Genomic DNA, 22,311 nt, shown 5'->3' with positions numbered 1-22,311 from the left:
TGCCAACGAAATGATTTCGGTGCGTGGGCAAGAACGTGCCAGCATGATAAATGAAGGTGCGTCACAAAACTGCATCGAGAGATGAGGGCCAAGGGAGATAGAACCGATGGAAATGAATGACATGATTTTGGTGAGCGTGGATGACCACGTTTGCGAACCTGCCGACATGTTCGACCGGCACATGCCCAAGAAGTTCAAGGACCGCGCCCCGCGCGTCGTGAATACCGAGCACGGGCAGGCTTGGGTCATCGAAGACAAGAAGGTCACCGGGCTTGGCCTCAATGCCGTCGTTGGGCGTCCCAAGACCGAGTACGGTTACGAGCCGATGTCGTTCGATCATCTCCGCAAGGGCTGTTTCGATATTCACGCTCGCATTGATGACATGAATGCGAACGGCGTCCTTGGCTCGCTGAACTTCGCACAGTTTCCCGGCTTCTCGGGTGTTCGCTTTATGCGCCAGGACGACAAGGCGCTCGCCCTTGCGACGATCCAGGCTTATAATGACTGGCACATGCACGACTGGGCTGGCCCTTATCCGGACCGGATCATCCCGCTTGCGCTGTTGCCGCTTTGGGACATCAAACTGACGCTTGCAGAGCTCGACCGGATGGTGAAGCTCGGCGTTCACGCCATCAGCTTTACCGACAATCCGGCATTGATCGGCCTGCCCAGCCTGCACGACCCGTACTGGGAGCCGCTCTGGTCAGCTTGCGAAGAAGCTAACGTCGTAATCTGCGCCCATATCGGCACGGGCGCGTCGGCAGACCACGCTTCGGACCTCTCGCCCATTAGCGCGTGGATTACGTCCATGCCAATATCCATTGCAAATTCGGCGGCTGACTGGCTCTTCGCTTCGTTCTGGAAAGATCATCCGAAGCTGAAAATCGCGCTGTCTGAAGGCAGCATTGGCTGGGTGCCATATTTCCTCGAACGTGCAGAGTGCACGGTACGCCAGCATGGCCAGTGGACGAACCTGAATATGGGCGGCCACAGTCCGACCGAGATCTTCCGTCGGCACTTCATAACTTGCTTCATCGAGGATGATTTCGGCCTCAAGAACCGCCATGAAATCGGCATCGATAACATTACGTGGGAATGCGACTATCCTCACTCGGACACCCAGTGGCCGCGTGCGCCGGAGATGCTTTGGAAAGCGGTCAAGCACATTCCGAAGGAAGAGATCGACAAGATCACGCACATCAACGCCAATCGCGATTTCTCCTTCTCTCCCTTTGAAGGCATGGGCGGGCGCAAGAACTGCACGGTCGGCGCCTTGCGCAAACTTGCCCGTGAGAAGGGCGTCGATGTCGAAGAACGCGCCGGCATGGGCGGACTGGCCCCTCGGCTTGAGAAGGGCAAACCTGTCACGTCCGGGGACGTGAAGAAGATGCTGTCCACCACCTGAGCCAGGGCGCATGGAAGCCCGGCTTCAACGACTTTCCCGAGGCTTGCTCCGATCGACGGAGCTTGCCCGGGTTTGTTCCACGGCTTGAGCCTCAACCCCGCCCGACTGGACAAACGACATCCGACCCAAGGAATTCAAAGTGTTGCACAGACCCGATAAAGTTAAACCAATTCATCAAACCGTGACCAACGTCCTCGCTGAGGCCGTGGAAAATCATGCCCAGCGGACCTTCCTCGATTTCTCGGGTGTCATCTACAGCTATGAAGACATCGACACTGCCTCCACGCGGATGGCGAACGGGCTGAAAGCGCTCGGTGTGAAGCGCGGCGACCGTGTCGGCTTGCTGATGGACACCTGCGTCGAGACCGTCGTGATCTGGTTCGCGGTCAACAAGCTCGGCGCGATCTTCGTCCCGGTCAATGCGGCCTATAAGGGCGAGTATCTGCGCCATCAATATGGCGATGCGGGCGTAGAGGTCGTGTTTGTCGAGCCGCACTATCTCGACCGGATCGAACTTATTGCGGGCGAGCTGCCGAGCCTTCGTGTTGTGGTTCAACGCGGCGAGGAAACACCCCAATCCGACAAGTTGGACGTCCGCCGTTATGATGATGTGATGGGGGCAAATACGAAGCTCGCTGACGAGAACAAGTTCAGCGACGTCTCGATGCTGATCTATACAGGTGGCACGACCGGGCCGTCCAAGGGCTGCATAATCAGCCATAATTTCATCTGCAATCTGGCGCGCCAATCAGTCGAGAATGGCAACCGTACAAGCAATGACGTCAACTGGTCGCCTTTGCCGTTGTTCCATCTGAACGCCTTGGCGTCGACCGTGCTCGCTTCCGCGATGGTCGGCGCGCGCGCCTCTCTCTTTCCGCGCTTTTCAGTCAGCAAGTTCTGGGACGAGATCGAGCGCAGCGGCGCGACGCTGGTCAACCTCCTTGGCTCGATGTTGTCCTTCATTGCCGACCATCCTGACACCGAAGCGAGCAAGCGGTGCTACGGACAGCTCCGCGCTATTCGCGGCTCACCTTTTTCGGCAGAACTCCAGGAGAAGTGGAAGACGCGGTTCGGTGTCAAAGTCGCCGGCTCGAATGTCTACGGACTGACAGAAGCTTGCGTCGTCACCAGCCTGCACGATGACGAGTATGCCAAGCCCGGATCGTCCGGCAAGCGCAATGATGATTTCGAGGTCAGGATTGTTGACGAGAATGATGAGGAGCTTCCGCCCGGTGTTGCGGGGGAGATCGTCGTTCGTCCGAACCGGCCGCACATCATGTTCGAGGGCTATTGGGGTCGACCTGAAGATACGCTCAAGGTCCTGAAGAACCTCTGGCTGCATACCGGTGATATCGGCATGTTCGATGAGGATGGGTATTTCTTCTTCGTCGATCGCAAGAAGGATTACTTGCGGCGCCGCGGCGAGAATATCTCCAGCTTCGAACTGGAAAAGACGTTCCGCCAGCACGAGGCCGTCTCGGACGTCGCTATTCATGCGGTGTTTTCGGAAACGGCCGAGGATGAAGTGAAGGCGACGCTTGTGATGCGGGAGGACGCCGATCCGGTGTCGGAAGCCGAGCTTTGCCAATGGTGCGCCGACCGCGTCCCGTATTTTGCGGTCCCTCGATACATCGAATTCAGGTCTGACTTGCCGCGCAATCCGGTTGGCCGCGTGCTGAAATACGTGCTGCGCGACGAAGGCTGCACGGCAGCGACCTGGGATCGGGAAGAGGCCGGCTTCAAGATCGAGAAGCGGTGATGAGGGCGACTGCTGCGGTCCTAGTTGCCGACCGGACGTTCGATTTTCGCGAGCTGGCGGTGCCGAACGCGCCACCTGCGGGCGGCGCCATCCTTCAGGTCGAAGGTTGCGGCATGTGCGGCAGCGATATCGAGCAGTACAAGGGCGGCACGGCCAAGGCCGGTATCGGGGCGTTTCCGGTCATTCCCGGTCATGAAATCCTGGGACGGATCCACAGTCTTGATGCAGACGGCGCCCGGCGCTGGGGCGTCGCGGAAGGTGACCGTGTGGCGGTGCATGGTGTGGCCCCTTGCGGGGTCTGCCCATCCTGCATGAACGGTTCCAAATGCGTCGATGCCTTCTATTACGGCTTTCGCTCGCTGAATGACCGGTCCGGTCTTTGGGGCGGCTATGGCAGCTATATGGAAGTCGAACCTCGCACCCGGCTCTACCCTATTGCGGAGGATTTGTCGGTTGAGGACGCCTTGCTGTTCAACCCGTTCGCGGCCGGCTTTGACTGGGTTATCCGCCTCGGCAAGTTGCAGGTTGGCGAAACTGTCCTGATCCTTGGTGGCGGACAACGCGGCCTGGCGAGTGTGCTGGCGGCGAAAGATGCCGGCGCGTCGCAGATCATCGTCACGGGCCTGCAGCGCGATGCGTTCAAACTGGAGATCGCCCTCCAGTTCGGCGCGACCCATACGTTGATCGCCGAAGAGACGGACGTCGCTGAAGCCATCGCGGACCTGACTTCTGGCCGGGGCGTCGACCTTGTCATCGACACGACGCCAAACGCGTTTCAGCCCGTCACCGACGCGATCAAGGCCGTGCGCAATGGTGGGCGTATCGTGCTGGGCGGCATCAAGGGTCACAAGGACATGCCGCAGTTTCCGATCGATGAACTGCTGATGAAGCAGATCGAGATGATCGGGGCGCTTTCGTCCAGCCATTGGGGCGTTCAGCAAGCCATCCGTCTCGTCGAGGAAAAGCGCTATCCGGTCCACCTGATGCACACGCACAGCGTGCCGATCGAAGGTGTTGAACGGGCGATCCAGACATTGGCAGGCGAGGTGCCGGGCGATCCGGCGCTTCACATTTCGATTATCCACAAGCACTAGGAGCGGCCCATGGATCTAGGCGTCAGAGACAGGCTCTACATCATATTCGGCGGATCGCGCGGCATGGGGCTCGAAGCCGCCAAGGTGCTGGCGGCGGACGGTGCGAAACTGGCGCTCGTCAGCCGGTCTCGCGCCGATATTGATGCGGCGGCGGCCGGGCTGGCTGAGACCTACGGGGTCACCGCATCGGGCTATGTGGCCGATGGTGGAAAGCCGGGAGAAATCGAAGCGGTTATCAGCAAGATCGCCGAAACCATGGGCACCCCGCGCGGCCTGCTGGTCACCACGGGCCTGACCGGCCGCAATGGCACCATCGAAGACGTCGACGATGATGACTGGGAGGCAAACTTTCAGGACGTCCTGATGGGGCATGTCCGCGCCATCCGGGCGACTGCGCCGCTGATGATCAAGAGCGGGGGCGGAACGGTGGTGACCACCGCGGCCTATTCTGCGCGCGCGGCCAAGAGCTTCCTGTTTCCCTATGCGTCGATGAAGGCGGCCGTCATTAATCTGACCAAGAACGTCGCGAAGACATATGGGCTGGACGGAATCCGCGCGAACTGCGTCTGTCCCGGGGCTTTCGATACGGTCAGGGTCGCCGGCCGCATCTCAGAGATCGAGACCAGTCAGGCCGTATCGAGGCAAGAGGCCACTCGCATCCTGATGCACGACGTGTTCAAGATGCCGGTCGCGCTCGGTCGTCCGGGGCAGGCTTCCGAGGCCGGAGAGCTGATGGCCTTCCTGCTCTCCGAACGCGCTGCCTATCTTACCGGTGCGATCATCAACATTGATGGCGGCACGGACTTCTGATCTCTCGCCTGGCGGTCAGTCGATTGCCATGAGGCTCTTGGCTTGGCGGGTTGGCAGCATGACCTTACCGGACTCAACAGCCTCTGCGAGATCATGGGCGGAGAAATCTGGCGTAGGGACGTAGCCCGGGCCGTTTTCCAGTCTCACTTCTCGGACAATGCCGCCGCCGGCCACAATCGTCTTGCCGGTCTGCGGCGCTGACAGGTCACTGACCATGTAGAGCACGACTTCGGCGACCTTGTCCGGCGTGTAGACGGCCTTGTAGTCTTCATTGGTCACGGCTGCCGTGAGGCGGGTATCGGCAGCGGGGGCAAGCGTCCACACGCGGATACCGTAACGCTCGCCTTCAAGGGTGAGCGTATTGGAGAACCCCCAGACGCCGCCCTTGGCTGCGCCGTAATTACCTTGTCCGAATTTACCCTGAAGGCCCGATGTCGAGCTTGTGTTGACGATCACGCCGCCTCTGGCCTGAGCCTTCATCTGGGTGAAGACCGGACGGGTGACGCAGAACGTGCCCTTCAGGTGCACATGCATGACGTCGTCCCAATCCTTCTCGTCCATCTTGGCAAGCGTGCGGTCGCGCAGGATACCGGCATTGTTGATGAGGATGTCGACGCCGCCAAACGCCTCCATGGCCGATTGAAGAATCGAGGCGCCGCCTTCTACCGTGCCGACATCGGCGGCATTGGCGACGGCTTCACCGCCTGCGGCGCGGATCTCTTCAACCACCTTGTCTGCGGACGTGGAAATAGGCGCGCCGCCGTCCGAGGCGACGCCGTAATCGTTGACGACAATCTTTGCGCCTTCACGCGCGAATGCATGGGCGTAGGCCCGACCGAGGCCGCCGCCGCCGCCGGTTATGATTGCTACCTTGCCGTTCAGAATACCCATTGCCTGTTCCTCAGTTTTTCCGCGGGCAGCTATTCGCTGCGGTTGTCGCGAGTCTGAAACGAGTGGGGATGAAAGTCAGTGGGTTTATGCGGCATCTTTTAAGGGAAGTCGGCATGGGCCGTGACGGAGTTCGCATGAGCGCATCGGGTGACATGTCTTCAGGGTACAGTTTCAATATTCATGGCCCGCCAGCCTGGGCGGCAAATTTTTGCGGCTGTATGGAGACGAACCTCATGAACCTAGATTTCAGCCCGGAAGACGAAGCTTTCCGCGCCGAGGCGCGCGACTGGCTGCACGACAATGTGCCACGCGAGGAGCGTCCGCCGTCCGATGACGGTATGCGGGCATTCGACCTCGCCTGGCAGAAGCTTCAATATGATGGCGGATGGGCCGGTGTGTCCTGGCCGGAAGAGTATGGCGGTCGCGGCCTTGGCCTGACCCGCCAGCTGATCTGGTATGAGGAATATGCCAGAGCCGGGGCCCCCAACGCGGAGCTCCTGTTTGTCGGTTGCAATCATGCGGCGCCGACCATCATGACCTGGGGCACTGATGAGCAGAAGCAGTATCACCTTCCTCGCATTTTGAAGGGTGAAGTGGCTTGGTGCCAGGGCTTCTCAGAGCCGAATAACGGGTCCGATCTTGGCGGCCTGCGTTGCCGCGCGATCGTCGATGGCGATCATCTCGTCGTCAATGGCTCAAAGATCTGGACGAGTTCGGCGCATCTGGCCGACTGGCAGGAACTGCTTGTGCGCACCGATACGGTTGCTCCCAAACACAAGGGGATCAGCTGGGTCATTTGCGACATGAACACGCCGGGCATTGAGCTTCGCCCGATCCTGATCATGACCGCGCCCGGCCATCATCATTTTAATCAGGTCTTCTATAACAATGTCCGCATTCCGCTGAGCAATGTCGTCGGCCCGCTGAATGAGGGCTGGAAAGTTGCCATGTCGACCCTTGGCTTCGAGCGAGGCACGGCGAGCATGTCTGAGCAGATCCGGTATAATGTCGTGGTCGAAAAACTGGTTGAAATGGCGCGCGAACGATTTGGCGCGTCCGCGCTTGAGCATGACGAAATCGGCGCCCGGCTTGCGCAATTGCGCGCCGAGTCCGCTGCTGTTCGCGCGATGACCTATTCGATTGCGTCCCGCGCGGCCGGTGGCCGGCCTCCAGGCTCGGAAGCGTCCCTGATGCGGGCCTTCTTCAGCCAGTTGCAACAGCGCATCAGGCGAATCGCGCTCGACGTCATCGGTGAAGATGCGCTTGAGCTTCCCGATACGAATGACCCCTGGGTCCGGCCCTATCTGCGGTCTTACAGCAACACAATTGCGGCCGGTACGTCCGAGATCCAGCGCAACATCATCGGCGAGCGTGTGCTCGGCCTGCCACGGTAAGGGGCGTCACATGTATTTGCTGCCAACAGACGAACAGGTCCAGATCGTTGATACGGTCGCGGCCTTCCTGTCGAACCTCGCACCGGTCGAACGGCTTCGGCCTGACAAGCACGGCCAGATTGGCAATCCGGATGTCAGCCTGTGGCCACAGTTGGGAGAGCTTGGATTTCTCGGTCTTGGTCTGGCTGAAGACGATGGCGGGATCGGGCTTGGGGCTGTCGAGGAAGCGCTGGTCTTCCGCGAATATGGCCGGAACCTCGTCTCGACAGAGATTTTCGGGATTACGCTCGGCGCGCATCTGGCGGCAGAGTCGAATTTGAATAGGGCGAGCGAGATCGTCGCCGGCAATATCCGAGTTGGTCTTGCCAACCCTCGCGGGGCAATAACTTCCGAAAATGGTCTGAGCGGCAGCTTCCATCTCATGGAAGCCGGCGAGGCTGAGCTGATCGTCGTGCTGGCGCCGGACGGTCCCTATCTTCTGCCTGCGTCTGCCTTTGAGGATGGTGAATCTTGCCCCGGAATGGACAGTCACAATCTTCTGCGCCGCGCGACCCTGCGCAATGCACAGCCTCTGTCCAGTGTCGCCTCATCCAATGCCCATAGACCCAGAGCGCTTCTGCTGTCGGCCGCCTATGCGTCCGGTCTTTCAAAGGCGGCGCTCGACATGGCCGTCGATTACGCAAAGATGCGCGAACAGTTCGGAAAGCTGATCGGCTCGTTCCAGGCGGTCAAGCACAAGTGCGCCGACATGGCGATTGCGGCCGAGGTCGCGTCCTGCCAGGTCGATTTTGCCTCTGTGGTTGTTGCGGAAAACAGGTCCGATGCGCTCTACCACGCGACGGCGGCCAAGCTTGTCGCGGTGGATGCTGCGCTGAAGAATGGCGCGACAAACATCCAAGTACACGGCGCTATCGGTTTTACGGCTGAAACAGACGCCCACGTCTATCTCAAGCGCGCGCACACGATCGATGTTCTCGGCGGGGATTTGAGGAAAACGCGCGCTTCAATGATTGGTCAGGCGGCGCCCGCCTGAACCGAAAGAGTACCTCCGTTAGTTACGCATTCATGCGCGTGCGTAACTCGAACCCTGACAGCGTCCTCCGGGCAGTTGCGAAATTGGACCGGAGGCGCTGTCGTTTTTGAGGTCTTCTGGACAAGACAAATCGGGCTGTTTAGCCGACCGGGCAGGAATGGCTGATCAGCGAGTCACGGCCTTAGAAATCCTTGCGGAATTTTGCATACTCGTTGAGCAGGTCCGGTGTCGCTGCAGCGATGTCGAGAAGGGCTTTCTCGCTGACCTGTTGCTGGTCTGCAAATTCGGCGAGGTGGTGAATATCCTTGCGAAGATTGCTGGAGGCGCCGGTGACCTTTCTGAATTGTTGATTGTTCATGATGAGCCGTAGGCCGGTGCTCGCCCCGGAGGAAGCCGCAAAGACCCGGGCTGCAACCTGCTGGTCGATGCCGAATTCCCGTGCGAGCAGCAGGGCGTGCACGGCCGTGGCGGTGTTGGCAAAGCAGAGATTGTTGTTGAGGAGTTTGGCGGCCTGGCCTGTTCCGGTGGCACCCATATGGAAGATGTTCGAACCGAAGGAGGCGAGAACCTCGCGTGCCGCTTCGAGGGTCTCGATGTCGCCGCCGACCAGAATGGACATTGTGCCGGATTCTGCGCCGTCAGGGCCGCCGCTCACGGGGGCGTCCAGCAGCTTCAGCTTTCGCGCCTTGGCTTCCTTGTCGAGCTCGACCATCGTGCCGGGAAGGACGGTTGAATGAATGCAGATGATCGTGCCAGGCGCCGCCCCGGCAAACACGCCGTCGCTTCGCATCAACACGTCGCGGACATCGTCATCATTGACGACACAAATGCCAATAATGGCGCACTGGCTGGCGAGGTCTGCGGGGCTGGATGCAACCGCGCAGCCGCCGTCGCGATAGACTACCGTGCTGGCTTCGCGCCGCGCCCACACTGAAAGCGGGCGTATTCTGGCAATGCGCCAGGCAATCGGGGCGCCCTGATTGCCGAGGCCGATGAAGCCGACGCGGCCGCTATTACCGGTCATGCTTTTGCCGCCGCCGGGTTACGATGACGGTTATCCTTGTCAGGCGTGAAACTCGACGTCAGGTCGTTGGATGAACAATGCAGGTTCCGCCCGCCATCAACGGGGACCACGCAACCGGTCGTGAAGGAGCTGAGATCACTGGCGAGGAACATCGCGCTCTGGGAAATCTCCGCGACAAGGCCGTGGCGCTTCATCGGCAGTCGGCTTTCGAACCGCTCGAGTACGGCAGGGTCCTTGAACAGGGCTTCAGCGCCGCTGGATTTGATCAGGGCAGGGGAGATGATGTTGAACCGGATATTGTCGCGCCCGAACTCTGCCGCGAAATTCTTCATCATCTGGACTTCGGCGGCGCGCGCGCAGGAATAGACCGAGCGTTCTGTCGTGGATTCGAAGGCCGACCCCGACCCGATATAGACGACGGAACCGCCGCCCGCCTTGTGCATGTGCGGAATGCACATCGCGGAAATCCAGAAGCGACTCTTGAAAATGTAGAGAAACTGTTCGTCGATCTCTTCATCCGTCGTCTCGATGGACGGACCGAAGAAGGGTCGGATGGTCGGTGAAATCACCAGCGTTGTGATCTGGCCGAATTCACTGATCGCGGTGTTGACGATGGCCTGAAGGTCAGATTTGATTGACAGGTCACCTGCCTTGCCGACCGCGATGGATTTACCCTTCGCGTACTTTGCGTTCAGCTCTTCTGCCTTGGCGTCCGAGGCGGCCTGGGACCGGCTGGTGATGATGACCTGGCCGCCACTGGCGGCAATGTCTTCGGCGATCTGGGCACCCATGCCCTGCGTCGCACCGATGATGATGGCTGTCTTTCCGGACATATCAAAGCTGTTTTCAGGCATGAGGGCAGGTCTCCAAATCCGGGTCAGGGGCTCCAGACAGGAGAGCGCTTCGGCGGCAGCGTGGGAATTGCGCATTGACCTGCGGCCACTCCGTTTTCGCCTAAATGCGGGGGTGGATAGAGACCGGCGGACTGCGCAGAATGATCGTAATGGCCCGAAATGGGCGAACCAGACTGGAGTCTTGCAAGCATGCATCTACAATCAGACGAAATGGCGATACGCAGCCTCGCCGCCGCCTATACGGACGCGGCGAACCGTCGGGACGGTGCTGGCATGGCCGCAGTCTACGCGCCGGACGGAGAGCTCGAGGCGCCATCGGCAGGCGAACCGGTGGTCGGGCGGGACAAGCTCGAAAAGCGGTTCAGGCGACTGGTCGAAAAAGAACGGGATTTCCTGTTCCAGATGACGCATTCCGGCGTCGTCGAAGTGAATGGTGACACGGCCATGGCGCGGTGGTGGTTTACCGAGCTCAAACAGCCGACCGGACAGCCTGTTGAATGGGTGTGTGGTGTTTACCAGGATGAGTGCGTGCGCCTCGACATTGGCTGGCGTTTCGCCCGGCGGGTGGTGTCTTCGCCTTTCAGGTGGGTGCTTCCGGAAGGACAGGCGATCAATGGGGCCCTGCCGTCTTTCCTGCCGCTTTCCGGTTTGCCGACACCATGACAGCCCGTTCGCAAACAGGCGGGAAAGTGGATCCGTTCGACCGGCTGCGCTTTGGCGGAAAGGTGGCGCTGGTCACTGGTGGTGGCGGTGGCATCGGCCGGGCGATTGCCCTCAGGCTTGCCGAACTGGGCGCGGACATTGCGGTCGCCGAAATCATTCCTGAACGCGCTGAGGAAACCGCTGAACGCGCGCGTGAATTCGGACGCAAGGCGATTGCCCTGCCAACGGACGTCATGGACACTGACCAGATCAGGGCAGCGGTCGAAAAGACTGACGAGGCGTTCGGGCGGATTGACGTTCTGGTCAACAATGCTGGCGGGGTGGCGGGCAAGGCCTTTCTCGAGCAGAGCGAAAGAAGCTGGCGGCGTCATATCGACATAAATTTTGTGAGCATGCTGGCGGCCACATCAGCGGCCGTGCCGATCATGGTTCGCGGCGGACGGGGTGGCAGCATTATCAATGTCACCAGCATTGAGGGGATGCGTGCGGCGCCGGGCTACGCGGTCTATGCCGCCTGCAAGGCGGCGATGATCAACTTTACCGAGTCCATGGCGCTGGAATTTTCCCGCGACGGCATCCGGGTCAATGCAATCGCACCGGATCACACGATTACGCCAGGCGGGCGCGGCAACCGGACCGGGCCGGTCGATCCGTCGACCTGGCTCAAGCGGTCTGACGACGCCGAAGATGCCATGAACCGGCTCATTCCGCTCGGCCGGGAAGGCCTCGACACAGAATGTGGTGATGTAGCCGCTTTCCTCGCCTCGCCGATGGCGAGCTATATGACCGGCGTGACGCTCCCGGTCGATGGCGGGACGATGGCGGCAGGCGGATGGCACCGGGACAGGGAAGGCCGCTGGACACAGATCGAAGGGCAGGGGCGAAGCTAGGTTCGCCAGCCGTCCGTCTCAGTGATAGCGGTCGATATAGTCTTTGAATACGGACCGGATTTCCGGCGCCTCCAGACCGAATTCGTCCCGCGTATAAGTATGCGCGCCGTGCTTGCCTTTGGGGCGGGCCTTCAGGCGCGATTGCAGGCGCGCCTTGTAAATATCTGTGAAGTCCAGGCCGACCGCGTCATACAGGGCCTGCAAGGTGGCGATTGGGTTTTCGTCCAGATCCTTCTGGCAGACATCGACAAATGTACGGTCGCTGAGCTGGTCACGCGCCTGCATGGCCGCTTTGACGCCTGCGGACTGGAATTCAAGCTGCATCCGGCCCAGCGCCAGTTTGTCGACGGATTCGCCACTGGCTTCCCTTATGGTCGAGACGAGGCTGCAGACCGACGGGACACTCAAGGTAGGGTCGCGATGAGCCCAGACAAAGCGGGCATCCGGAAAGACCGATGCGATCGCATCAAGTGAGAAGATGTCGGGCGGGTTCTTGAGGTTCCAGCAGGGTGCCGGCGTTTTCCACTGCAACAGCTTCAGAACCTTGGCAAAATAGGCATAGGCCGGCCGCTTATCGGCGTCCTGCAGCCACTTCGTGTAGCTGGGGGTTGGCCACAAGCTTGGAAGCTGGAGGTTGCGAAAAGTCAGGCCGAGTTGGACGCCGTGTTCGGAAGGGTCCCACGGCTCAACGGCCAGCATCGTCTTCAGGGCCGGCAGGGCGGCGTCGCGAGCAGCGAATGCGCGGGTCGTTTCGGCAATTCGGGGGTCTTGCGTCTCGCTCGCATTGGGCGGCGGTGTCACTTGCGCCGACTCCCAGCGCCGGATCGACCGCATCTGTGGATCTTCCGACAGGAATTGTGACAGCGCGGTCGTGCCGCTGCGGGGCAAGCCGACGACAAAGACGGGCGCTTCAATCCGCTCGTCGAGGATGGACGGATGTTGCTTCAGGCAGGCTTCGATGCGCAGCCGCTCGCTGAGGGTTGCGATGATGCTTGCCTCGGCCTGTTTCAGCCGCGCTTGCGACAGGCCGGATTCGGTTCGCAAGGAGTCGCAAAAGACGGCGAGGCCGTCCTCCATGGGTTCGTCGCCGAACTCGTCCAGACCGGTCTGATCGACGGCCTTCTGCTTCAGCACGCTGGGATCCAACATAATTCAGCCTTTCTGTTCTAGTGGGTTTGATGATGGGTCAAGAGACGAGGGCGTCGGGGCGGCGTGCTTCAACCATCCGGCGCATGCCCTCTTGCCATTTCACCTGCCATTCCATGCCGAGCGAGGACCCATAGTCGGGATCCGTGATACGACCCCAGAGCGTCTTGCCTTGACCATATTCGAAGATCGGTTCGCGTCCGACCAGCTCTCCGATGTACCGGCACCAGTCTTCAACCAGCACGCCTTCAGGGCCGCCCCAGTTCACAAGGGTCGCTGGTGACCTGGCCGCGCGGGCGAAGACGGCGAGATGGCGTACCATGTCGTCTTCGTGGATGGGTGAATGAAGGCAGGGCCGCCCTTTCGGAAGCAGGATAGGTCGCCCGTCGATGATTGAATCCAGGTGGTGGCCGGGAAGGCCTCCGTCATCATAGGGCCCGCCATATGACACATCGAGCCGGGCGATCGTCGTGGGTGTTCCGTTGATCCGCGAAAGCGTCCTGACAACGCCTTCGGCGGCAAGTTTCGTCGGTCCGTAATTTGGGGCGAAGGGCGTGGTGCCGCCGACATCGTCCGTTTCCTTGTAGCGGTGATGAGGGTCGGGATCATCGAGATAGCAGCCACTTGCCGAGACGAAAATGAAGGCGTTGACGTGCCGGTATTTCTGCATCAGCAGGCCGGTGCCTTCCGCATTCTGGAGCATGCCGTTTTCCGCACTTCCCGGCTTCGTATTGGCGGCGACATGGACGACGATATCAATGTCGTCCGGTGCTTCATCGAGTTCGCCCTTTGCAAAATCACCGGAGACGGTCTTTACGCCGGCTTGCTCGGCTCGTTCGCGCGATCCCGGGCTTGAGTAACGCGCCAGGCCCCACACGGTGTTGTGCGGCGCCAGCTGGTCAGCGAACGCGCCGCCGACCTGTCCGGTCAGTCCAGTCAGCAGTATTTTCTTGCCTTTGAGCACGGTACTCTCCCTTTGTCTGGGCAATTCACCGAAGACGACTGAGCGGTCTTGAACCTTCTCCCAATGGACCGGAAGAGCGTGCAGACCCTGGGTTCGATGCGCCAGATTTTATTTATGAGACGGACCATAGCGGCCGCTCCCGGGTCCGTATTATGTGATCGCGGAGTTCACTTATTGGAGAGTCCCATTAGCGATGTTCAGGGTCGGCGCGTACGGTGGCGTCGGCCAAGTACGTCGGCACCAAGACTGGCCCAAACCTGTTGTGGTCTGGGCGGGAGTGTAGAAGTTCGCGGGCGTCGATGATCCTGAAAAAGAGGAATGCGCATGGATGACGAAGTGAAGTCGGACACCTCGAAGCGGCTTAAGCAGGCGGACAGTGCCCTCAATTCGGTTCCCACGCGAGGCGCGTATCGCTGGTATGTCCTGTTCGTGCTCACAGCGATCTTCACCGTACATTACATTGACCGGACGGTGATGTCGGTCGTGATCGAGCCGATCAAGGAAGAGTTCGGCCTGTCGGACTCGGCGCTTGGCCTGTTGTCCGGCCTCGCACATTCGGGCGCCTTGTCCCTTTTCGCGCTTCCCATGGGTTGGCTCACCGACCGCACGAACCGGGTCCGCATGGTCTCCAGTGTCGTGATGATCTGGAGTGGCATTACGGCTCTCGGCGCCCTCGCAACCGGCTACTGGTCACTGCTGCTGATGCGGATGGGTGTCGGGGCTGCTGAAGCCGGGGGGCCGCCCGCTAGCGTGTCGATTATCGGCGACCTCTTCGAGCGCCGCGAACTACCTACGGCGATGGGCGTGTACTATCTTGCCATGGGGCTTGGAACCGGACTGATCTTCCTCGTCGGCGGATATGTTGCCGAGTTCTTTGGCTGGCGCGCAGTTTTCCTGATCGCGGGTATTCCCGGTTTCCTCCTCGGCATGCTGCTCCTGTTCACCGTGCGTGAACCGCGCAGACGCTCCACCGGAGACGGGACGAAGAAGGCGCCGGACCTCAGGGAGGTTGTGAAAGCCCTTTCCACGAACAAGGGCCTGCTGTTCATTATTCTGGCGGGCACATCCGCATCCCTCGCCCAGGCCGCCTTGCTGACCTGGATGGGGCCATTCATGATCAGGGTGCGTGACCTCAGCCTCGGCGAAGCGGGCCTTGTGATGGCGGTCGCAGCGGCCGGCGGGAAAACGCTGGGATCGCTGCTCGCTGGCGTGATGACGCGGGTCATGGCGCGCGACCGGGTCCGACAGTTCTTCCGCTTTCCAGCGCTGATGCTGCTTTTGTCGCTACCAGCCTGCTGGCTCATGGTCGGCGTCGACAGCGTCGCGCTGAGCATCCTGTTCGCGATCCTGCTGAGTGTCATTCTGGGCTGCTGGTCAGGGCAGGTCACGGCGATCGTGATGACGGCCAGCCCGTCATCCATGCGCGGCACGGCAACCAGCACTTACTGGTTGATGGCCAATCTGGTCGGCGTGGGCCTTGGTCCGCTGGTGATCGGTATTATCAGTGATCTGGCGGGCTCGCTGGGCGCGGCCATGGCGATTGCGACGGTCATCAACGTGTTTGCTGCCCTGTTCTTCTACCTGGCCTGCCGGAATCTCAGCGAAGAGGAGGATGTGGCTCCTGTGGCCTGAGCTGCATGGTGGGCCCTGTGCGCAGGACGCGTCAGGCCGCTATTTCCAGCTCGATGGCGGTGGCCAGCAGCTCTTTCCACTCGCGTGCCGAGCCGCCCACCAGCGCGAGATGACGGGCGCGCCGGAAGTAGAGGTGGCAGTCCGCTTCCCATGTGAAGCCCATGCCTCCATGGGTCTGGATGTTCTCTTTCGATGCGAACCAGTAGGCGTCACAGGCCGCTACGCGGGCAGCGGCAGCGGCGAGCGGCAGCTCTGCCTTGTCGCCCGCCAGCGCCCATGCGCCGTAATAGGCATGCGCGCGCGCCAGCGTATTCTTCACATACATGTCGGCGAGCTTGTGCTTGATGGCCTGAAACCCGGCAATCGGCCGGCCGAACGCGAAGCGTTGCAGTGCAAAATCGCGGGCCATGTCGAGACAACGCTCTGCGCCGCCTAGCTGTTCGAACGCCGTAAATACGGCGACGCCTTGCAGGACGCGGCGCAAAAGGTCTTCGCCTGACCTGCCGGTGCAAAGCGGTTCAGCCGGTGCTCCGTCAAAGACCAGACGGGCAACGCCGCGGCTCTGATCGATGCTCTCGAGAGGCTGGGCCTCGACGCCATTGAGCGACGCAACGAACAGGCCGATCTTTCCGTCATGGCGGGCGAGCACAATCGCCGCATTGGCGATTGCGCCATCGGTGACCGGTGCCTTTGTTCCCGTCAGTTTGCCGTTTTCATAAGTGGTTTCGATGGCTTCGAAATTGAGCGGACCGGGTTGTTCGGATAGGGCGAGGCAGCCGATCAAATTACCGGCGGCTACCTTGGTCAACCAGTCCTGAGATTGCTCGGGGGAGCCGCCGCACTGAACGGCCTCGGCGAATCCGAAGACGGTGGAGTTGAACGGGATCGGGGCGCAAGCCCGGCCGAGTTCCTCGGCAATGGCGCAAACATCAACGCGGCCGAGACCGAGACCACCGAACTCTTCCGGCAGTCCAGCCGCGACCCAGCCCATGTCGATGATTTTGTGCCAGAGATCGGCATCGAAGGCCCCTGCATTCTTTTCCAGGCTCTTGCGGACGCGGTCAGGCGGGCATTCTGCATCAAGGAACTTACGCGCCTCTGTTTTCAGGAATTGCTGGTCCTCTGAGAAGTCGAAATTCATGCGCTGATCACCCCGTGCCGCTCGATTAATAGACGCGTCACCGTAGCGGCAGATCGGTTTGGTAGGTTAGGCCAAAACATTCCGGTCACTTCCGATTTACGCATCTGTCGAGGGCTGGGGTTTTGCTGCGCCTGCGATACGCTGAAGGTCGTGAAATTGACGCAGCAGATATGAGCAGAGGGCCTCTCTTGGATTTCGACGATACAGACGAAGAAGCCGCATTCCGCAAGACCGCCCGCGATTGGCTGGAGGCCAACGGCCCAGCCAAGGGCTGGTTTGCGAGCCTGCCGACCGATGAGGGCAAACTGCAGGCCGCGCGCGACTGGCAGCGGACCAAGTTCGAGGGTGGATTTGCCTGCATCACCTGGCCAAAAGAGGTCGGCGGCGGCGGCGGGACGTCCATCCAGCAGGTTATCTACAACCAGGAAGAAGCGAAATACGACGTCCCGCGTGGCTATTTCGATGTGACATTCGGCATGTGTCTTCCAACCTTGATGAAGGTGCTCGGTGCCGAGGCGACCAAACGCTTCATTGGTCCGGCACTTCTGGGTGAAGAGGCCTGGTGCCAGCTCTTTTCTGAACCCAGTGCGGGGTCTGACCTTGCAGGCCTCCGGATGCGTGCCGTCCGGAACGGCGACAAGTGGACGGTCAACGGCCAAAAAGTATGGACGTCCGGCGCGCATTTTGCCGATTACGGCCTGCTGCTGGTGCGTACCAGCCCGGACAAGCCCAAACACAAGGGCCTGACCATGTTCTGGATCGACATGCGCTCGCCCGGCATCAAGGTGCAGCCGATCAAACAGATGTCCGGCCGCTCAATGTTCAACGAGGTGTGGTTTGACGACGTGGAGGTTGATGACAGCCAGCGCATCGGAGAGGTTGATGATGGCTGGAGAATGTCGCTCGTCACATTGATGAATGAGCGGCTGTCGATTGGCGGGGGGAGTGGCCCGACGTATCGCGACGCCATGAAAACCGCAGCGGGCGTCACCGGTCTGGATGGCCAGCCCGCTTCGAAGGATCGCGCATTCCGGGAGAAGATCGCCGAGTGGTATGTTGCGTCGAAGGGGGTCGATCTGACCGGGTTCCGAACGCTGACAGCCCTGTCGCGCGGCGAAACGCCCGGACCTGAGTCCTCGATCAGCAAGCTCGTTTCGGCCAACACGGCGCAGGCTGTGGCGCTGGAGATGATGGATGTTCAGGGGGAATGGGGCGGCGTGCGCGACGCTGAAGAATCCATCGCAAGCGCTGTCTACCAGATGTCCATGATGATGAGCCCGGGCGGACGGCTCGCGGGTGGCACTGATGAGGTGCTTAGGAATATCGTGGCAGAACGCGTTCTGGGGCTGCCGGGCGATATTCGCGTCGACAAGACCGTGCCCTTTAACAAGATCCCGACCTCATGACCGCAGGGCAATCAATAGCCACAGGCGCTGAACCTGTCCTGAGCGAACTGGTCGATGGGGTGCAATGGCTGACGCTGAACCGGCCCGACAGGCTGAACACCGTCACGCCGGAACTCTATGACGTGCTGAAAGCGCGCGTGGTCGAAGCGGCGTCAGACCGGCGCGTGAAATGCGTCGTGCTGACAGGTGCAGGAAAAGGGTTTTGCGCTGGCAAGGACCTCAAGGCCGCCGCCTCAGAGCAGTCGGAGACAGCCGGCGAATGGCTGGAGGCCCGGATCGAGTATCTTCGGGCGTCTTCACAGATATCGAAAATGCTCCATGATATGGAGAAGCCGACGATCGCGATGGTCAATGGCGCGGCGGCCGGGGCGGGCTTGAGCCTCGCGGCCGCGTGCGACTTTCGGATTGCGGGAGAGGCTGCGATTCTCACATCTGCGTTCGTGAAGGTCGGCCTGCCCGGTGACATGGGCGGCACGTGGTTCTGGACCAGGATATTGGGGGCTGCCAAGGCCAAGCGGCTGTACCTGCGGAGCGAACGCTTTGACGCTCAGGCCGCATTGGCCTTCGGCCTTGTCGATGAAGTCGTCAGCGATGATGGGCTGAAGGCGCACGTTTCTGTGCTCGCTGCGCAGTTCGCTTCGAGCTCTGTAACGGCGCTGCGCTTTGCCAAGGCGGCGCTCAATGCCGCGCCGACTTGCAGTCTTGATGAAATGCTTGAGATCGAAGCCGTGAATACAGCGCTAGCGGGCGTTGATGCAGCGATGCAGGCCTGACCGGTCCCGTTGCCGGCCAGGCCGCGCCGGTGCTATCTGATCTGGTATTTCTGTTTCTGACCGAGCTTTCGCTCCGTTCCGGCCATCGCGATCGGATTGCCAATCTGGGTGTACATCAGGGCATTTTCCATGGCTTCCCGATGCGGAAGGCTGAGCGCTTCCCAGATTGCACGGACAGAGCCTTCAATCGCGACGGGGTGCTTGTTGGCGATCGATGTCGCCAACGCCCCTGCGCGGTCCCAAAGGTCATCGCGGGTGGTGATCTCAGTCACGAGGCTGATGCGAAGCGCGGTCTCTGCCGACATGCGTTCTTCATTGCCGAGCAGCACCATTCGCTGGATTTCCGACAGGGGTATTCTTGCAAGCGCGCCAACCGGCTCGCAGGCCGATACCATGTTGAAGCTCACATGAGGGTCGAAGAAGGTTGAATCGTCCGAACAGATGATGATGTCAGCTTCGTTCAAGAAGTAGAAGGCGCCGCCTGCGCAAATGCCTGAGACGGCGACGATCATCGGCTTCCAGACCTTGTTGGATTTTGGCCCGAGCGATTCTGCGGGGTCATCCATCTGCCACGGTTTCTGGCGCGACTCCGGCAGCCGATAGGGTGTGATCCCGGGGCCGCCCTTCACATCTGCGCCAGAGCAGAATGCCGGGCATGGCGCGGCCCGCAAAACGATCACCCGGACGGCATCGTCGTCGCGGACACGGCTCCACACGTCGGCGAACTCGTTCGCCATGTCCCGGGTGAAGCTATTATAGGCCTCCGGCCGATTGAGCGTGATCGTTGCAATGCCGTCCGACACGTCAAAAAGAATAGTGCTGTAGCCCATGAGTTTTCTCTCCATTGTCATGTTTGAGCCCGCTTCGGGGGGCGATTTTTCAGCGAAATGAAATCGAATTATGAAGCATCGTCACTGATTATTCGAATTTTTTTCAAGTTTGCTTATGTGTATTTTCTCAAGACCATTGCAAATTCAGTGCGTTTGAGACAGGCTATCCTTCAGGAAAACAACAGAAAAAGTATAATCTGCAATCCTTGGGAGGAAATGATGTCGGAGATAGACAGACTTATTCGTTTTGCCGCCGTTGCTGAAGAACTGTCATTTAGTAAGGCCGCGAGACGCTTGCATGTGGATCAGCCCTGGCTTTCAAGACAGATCCAGCAATTGGAGATGCGGCTTGGGTTTCCGCTCTTCGTTCGCAGCACGCGGTCCGTCCGTCTCACCACTGAAGGTGAGATGCTCTATGAAGAGGCCTATCTCCTGAAAGTCGCCAGTGACGAGTGTCTCGACAAGGCGAAGCACATGATGAAGAGCCACAGTCAGGTTATCCAGGTTGGCGTTAATCCGTTTACCTACTGGGTGCCTGAGCGCCGTGAGCTCTTCACCCAGTTTGAAGAGCGCCACGACCGTGTCAGCGTCGAGATTACGAGCAACTATACGTCGAGACTGATCTCGAAATTGCGCAAGCGCCTGATCGACTTTGCGCTCATTCCGCTGTTCAGCGAATTGTCGGACCTTGAGTCCCTGATCATCCATTCGAGCCGGGTGAGCCTGCTGGTTCCTAAAGAGGATGAGCTGGCGAGCCTCGATAGTGTTTCACTTGATGATCTGAAGGGGCGGAAGATTCCGGTTACCAATCCCCGCATCAATCAGGAATTCTACGACTGCATCTACGCGCCGATCATCGGCCGGGGCGTCGAGGCCATCATCGTGCCGGAAGGCGCGCAGGCGATCGCTCATCTGGCGCATGAGCAGCGGCTACCGTTTATCAGCTTCAGCTATCCGCACAGCGATCCTGGTGTGGACGCGTCCTTCGTGCACGTCCCTCTGAAGGGCCGCACACCGATCGTGGAATATGCGCTGGTTCGCCGAAATGAGCCGCCACGCGCGACGGTATCGCACTTCTGGAAGACGGCAGAAGCGCTAGCGCCGAAGGCGAAGCGCGCAAAAGCTTCGACCAGCGTGCCTCAGGAAGAGGCGGCATAAGAGAGACGAATTCGGGCCGGCTTGTTGACCGGCCCGACATCCCATTTCAAGACGGTTTGATCGGCGATTAGCCTGCTATTACGGCGCGGCCGTTCTTGAGTACGGTCACATTCCGCTCCTTCACGTGCGCCGTGAAGGATATTTCCGTTCCTGATTTCCATAGTTCGAAAGTAATTGTGTCGCCGGGAAAGACCGGAGCAGAAAAGCGCGCTTTCAGTTCCTTGAGCGTCTCCGGCTTGAAGTTGCCATAAGCCTCAAGGATGGCCCGCGCTGCCAGCCCATAAGTACACAGACCGTGGAGGATCGGGCGATCGAAGCCGGCGGCTTTCGCTGCGGCTGGATCGGCGTGCAGTGGATTGTAGTCGCCGCTCAACCGGTAGAGCAGGGCCTGGTCGGGCCTTGTCGTAATGGAGCTGGTCTTGTCGGGGGCCCTTTCCGGCATCGGATGGGGCGCCGGTGCGCCGTCCCTCGGGGCGCCGCAATTTCCATCGCCTCGCGCGAAGGATGTGACCCTGACGGTCGCGAGAGGTGCATCGGTTTCAGCGTCGATCAGGATGGTTTCAGTGTTGACCACGGCGCCCTTGTCGCCTTTGTCGAAGACAGAAAGGACGCGTCCTTCACCCCGGATTCGGCCGTGTGCCGGCATCGGCGTGTGCCAGATGATGGATTGTTCGCCGTGAACGGAGAGCCGGTAGTCGATGCCAAGTGCGTCGACTGTGACACCAAGGCCGCGGACGAGAATGGCCGCGATGGTCGGCATCGTCTTCTGGTCCTTTTCGTAGACGAAAGGCAGTTCGTGCGCGTCAAGCGGGTCTGAGGCCAGGCCAAGACCGAGTGCGTAGAGCATCGAATCCTGACGGGTCCATTCCTTGATTTGCCCTGAGGATTTGAGGTCCAGGATTTCTGGGTACTTGATTGGCATGGGTGTCTCCGAGTTTGATGGGGCGGCAGACGAGCGGTGCAATTACGCGCGCGCTGGCGAAGGTTCGAACAGGGGAAGCCAGACATCCTCAACCTGTTCGAACACGACGGTGACGGGCATACCGATACGGACGTCCGCAGGGTCGCAATTCACGATATTGGTCGTCAGGTTCAGACCATCCTGTTCCTCGAGCGTCACGATGGCGACGGTGTAGGGCGTCTCGAGGCCCGGCTCCCAGACCTGGTGGTTAATCGTGTAGGTTGAGATGACGCCACGGCCAGACAGGGCGGCGGGCGCCAGGTCGCGTGAGTAGCAGCGTCTGCAAATGTCAGAGTGTGGATGAATATAGAGGCTACAATTCTGACATTGCGTTATGATTATCCTGCCAGACGCACCGCCTGTCCAGAATTCAAAATTATCTTTATCTATAACGGGTAGGTGGTTTCTAAGCATGCTGGTTTCAATCGCAAAATAATGTGATAGTTCTTCACTAATGATGATGCATTGCGGGAGCAACAGCCG

21 protein-coding genes are annotated in these 22,311 nt (G+C 60.1%); 12 read left to right on the top strand and 9 right to left on the bottom strand.

From position 1 onward, the window contains the following. Positions 1-106 precede the first annotated feature (106 nt). The 4 genes from HJO_RS05335 to HJO_RS05320 all read left to right on the top strand — a co-directional run bounded on the left by HJO_RS05335 (position 107) and on the right by HJO_RS05320 (position 5,068). Positions 107-1,405 (top strand): amidohydrolase family protein, encoded by a 1,299-nt coding sequence (locus HJO_RS05335; RefSeq protein WP_035614726.1) that lies wholly within the window; start codon positions 107-109, stop codon positions 1,403-1,405. A 181-nt stretch (positions 1,406-1,586) separates the two neighbouring features. Then, positions 1,587-3,164, top strand: coding sequence for an AMP-binding protein (locus HJO_RS05330; RefSeq protein WP_206741812.1), 1,578 nt, complete (start codon positions 1,587-1,589; stop codon positions 3,162-3,164). Continuing rightward, complete coding sequence (locus HJO_RS05325; protein WP_035614723.1) at positions 3,164-4,258, top strand: zinc-dependent alcohol dehydrogenase; 1,095 nt, start codon at positions 3,164-3,166, stop codon at positions 4,256-4,258. Before HJO_RS05330 ends, HJO_RS05325 begins: the two co-directional genes overlap by 1 nt. A 9-nt stretch (positions 4,259-4,267) precedes the next feature. Beyond that, complete coding sequence (locus HJO_RS05320; RefSeq protein ID WP_035614720.1) at positions 4,268-5,068, top strand: SDR family oxidoreductase; 801 nt, start codon at positions 4,268-4,270, stop codon at positions 5,066-5,068. A 15-nt stretch (positions 5,069-5,083) separates the two neighbouring features. Here the strand turns inward: HJO_RS05320 and HJO_RS05315 are convergent, their stop codons facing one another. After that, positions 5,084-5,959 carry an SDR family NAD(P)-dependent oxidoreductase gene (locus HJO_RS05315; protein WP_035614718.1) on the bottom strand — a complete coding sequence of 292 codons (876 nt, stop codon included), beginning with the start codon at positions 5,957-5,959 and terminating at the stop codon, positions 5,084-5,086. Between the two features lie 233 nt (positions 5,960-6,192). On the opposite strand from HJO_RS05315, the gene HJO_RS05310 reads away from it, so the two are divergent. Both HJO_RS05310 and HJO_RS05305 read left to right on the top strand, forming a co-directional pair. Next, positions 6,193-7,353: an acyl-CoA dehydrogenase family protein gene (locus tag HJO_RS05310; RefSeq protein WP_035615261.1), complete on the top strand. Its 1,161-nt coding sequence runs from the start codon at positions 6,193-6,195 to the stop codon at positions 7,351-7,353. 10 nt (positions 7,354-7,363) lie between these two features. Beyond that, the gene (locus HJO_RS05305) at positions 7,364-8,386 is read left to right on the top strand and encodes an acyl-CoA dehydrogenase family protein (RefSeq protein ID WP_051618293.1); all 1,023 of its coding nucleotides are present in this window, start codon (positions 7,364-7,366) and stop codon (positions 8,384-8,386) included. A 181-nt stretch (positions 8,387-8,567) separates the two neighbouring features. On the opposite strand, the gene HJO_RS05300 is transcribed toward HJO_RS05305, so the two are convergent. Together HJO_RS05300 and HJO_RS05295 are read right to left on the bottom strand one after the other, a co-directional pair. Then, positions 8,568-9,410, bottom strand: a complete 843-nt coding sequence (locus tag HJO_RS05300) for an NAD(P)-dependent oxidoreductase (protein WP_035614717.1) — start codon at positions 9,408-9,410, stop codon at positions 8,568-8,570. Then, positions 9,407-10,264, bottom strand: a complete 858-nt coding sequence (locus HJO_RS05295) for an SDR family NAD(P)-dependent oxidoreductase (RefSeq protein WP_162173779.1) — start codon at positions 10,262-10,264, stop codon at positions 9,407-9,409. The genes HJO_RS05300 and HJO_RS05295 overlap by 4 nt, the downstream gene beginning before the upstream one ends. A 189-nt stretch (positions 10,265-10,453) precedes the next feature. Between HJO_RS05295 and HJO_RS17580 the strand changes: the two genes are divergently transcribed. Together HJO_RS17580 and HJO_RS05285 are read left to right on the top strand one after the other, a co-directional pair. Beyond that, positions 10,454-10,927: a nuclear transport factor 2 family protein gene (locus HJO_RS17580; protein ID WP_162173778.1), complete on the top strand. Its 474-nt coding sequence runs from the start codon at positions 10,454-10,456 to the stop codon at positions 10,925-10,927. Then, positions 10,924-11,817: an SDR family NAD(P)-dependent oxidoreductase gene (locus HJO_RS05285; protein WP_156945428.1), complete on the top strand. Its 894-nt coding sequence runs from the start codon at positions 10,924-10,926 to the stop codon at positions 11,815-11,817. Before HJO_RS17580 ends, HJO_RS05285 begins: the two co-directional genes overlap by 4 nt. An 18-nt stretch (positions 11,818-11,835) precedes the next feature. Here the strand turns inward: HJO_RS05285 and HJO_RS05280 are convergent, their stop codons facing one another. Both HJO_RS05280 and HJO_RS05275 read right to left on the bottom strand, forming a co-directional pair. Continuing rightward, entirely contained in the window at positions 11,836-12,966 is a 1,131-nt protein-coding gene (locus HJO_RS05280) for a sulfotransferase family protein (RefSeq protein ID WP_051618289.1), read from the bottom strand. Positions 12,967-13,003: 37 nt separating this feature from the next. Next, the gene (locus HJO_RS05275) at positions 13,004-13,927 is read right to left on the bottom strand and encodes an NAD-dependent epimerase/dehydratase family protein (protein ID WP_035614712.1); all 924 of its coding nucleotides are present in this window, start codon (positions 13,925-13,927) and stop codon (positions 13,004-13,006) included. A 324-nt stretch (positions 13,928-14,251) separates the two neighbouring features. On the opposite strand from HJO_RS05275, the gene HJO_RS05270 reads away from it, so the two are divergent. Next, positions 14,252-15,559 carry a spinster family MFS transporter gene (locus tag HJO_RS05270; protein WP_035614711.1) on the top strand — a complete coding sequence of 436 codons (1,308 nt, stop codon included), beginning with the start codon at positions 14,252-14,254 and terminating at the stop codon, positions 15,557-15,559. Positions 15,560-15,590: 31 nt separating this feature from the next. Here HJO_RS05270 and HJO_RS05265 read toward each other — a convergent pair whose 3' ends face one another. Next, positions 15,591-16,700: an acyl-CoA dehydrogenase family protein gene (locus HJO_RS05265; RefSeq protein ID WP_035614709.1), complete on the bottom strand. Its 1,110-nt coding sequence runs from the start codon at positions 16,698-16,700 to the stop codon at positions 15,591-15,593. A gap of 188 nt (positions 16,701-16,888) precedes the next feature. On the opposite strand from HJO_RS05265, the gene HJO_RS05260 reads away from it, so the two are divergent. Both HJO_RS05260 and HJO_RS05255 read left to right on the top strand, forming a co-directional pair. Beyond that, positions 16,889-18,106, top strand: coding sequence for an acyl-CoA dehydrogenase family protein (locus HJO_RS05260; protein WP_035614705.1), 1,218 nt, complete (start codon positions 16,889-16,891; stop codon positions 18,104-18,106). Further along, positions 18,103-18,879, top strand: coding sequence for an enoyl-CoA hydratase-related protein (locus tag HJO_RS05255; RefSeq protein WP_051618287.1), 777 nt, complete (start codon positions 18,103-18,105; stop codon positions 18,877-18,879). The genes HJO_RS05260 and HJO_RS05255 overlap by 4 nt, the downstream gene beginning before the upstream one ends. A 32-nt stretch (positions 18,880-18,911) precedes the next feature. On the opposite strand, the gene HJO_RS05250 is transcribed toward HJO_RS05255, so the two are convergent. After that, complete coding sequence (locus HJO_RS05250) at positions 18,912-19,709, bottom strand: enoyl-CoA hydratase/isomerase family protein (protein ID WP_035614703.1); 798 nt, start codon at positions 19,707-19,709, stop codon at positions 18,912-18,914. 57 nt (positions 19,710-19,766) lie between these two features. Between HJO_RS05250 and HJO_RS05245 the strand changes: the two genes are divergently transcribed. Beyond that, positions 19,767-20,867, top strand: coding sequence for a LysR family transcriptional regulator (locus HJO_RS05245; protein ID WP_084141556.1), 1,101 nt, complete (start codon positions 19,767-19,769; stop codon positions 20,865-20,867). Between the two features lie 67 nt (positions 20,868-20,934). Here HJO_RS05245 and HJO_RS05240 read toward each other — a convergent pair whose 3' ends face one another. Next, positions 20,935-21,789 carry a MaoC/PaaZ C-terminal domain-containing protein gene (locus HJO_RS05240; protein WP_035614700.1) on the bottom strand — a complete coding sequence of 285 codons (855 nt, stop codon included), beginning with the start codon at positions 21,787-21,789 and terminating at the stop codon, positions 20,935-20,937. Positions 21,790-21,831: 42 nt separating this feature from the next. Beyond that, entirely contained in the window at positions 21,832-22,242 is a 411-nt protein-coding gene (locus tag HJO_RS05235) for a Zn-ribbon domain-containing OB-fold protein (RefSeq protein ID WP_035614699.1), read from the bottom strand. Between the last annotated feature and the right edge of the window lie 69 nt (positions 22,243-22,311).

Origin of the sequence: Hyphomonas johnsonii MHS-2, from assembly GCF_000685275.1 — a bacterium.
Taxonomy (GTDB): Bacteria; Pseudomonadota; Alphaproteobacteria; order Caulobacterales; family Hyphomonadaceae; genus Hyphomonas; species Hyphomonas johnsonii.
Note: the sequence above shows the minus strand (reverse complement) of the source record. Positions and strands in the feature narration are given on the sequence as shown.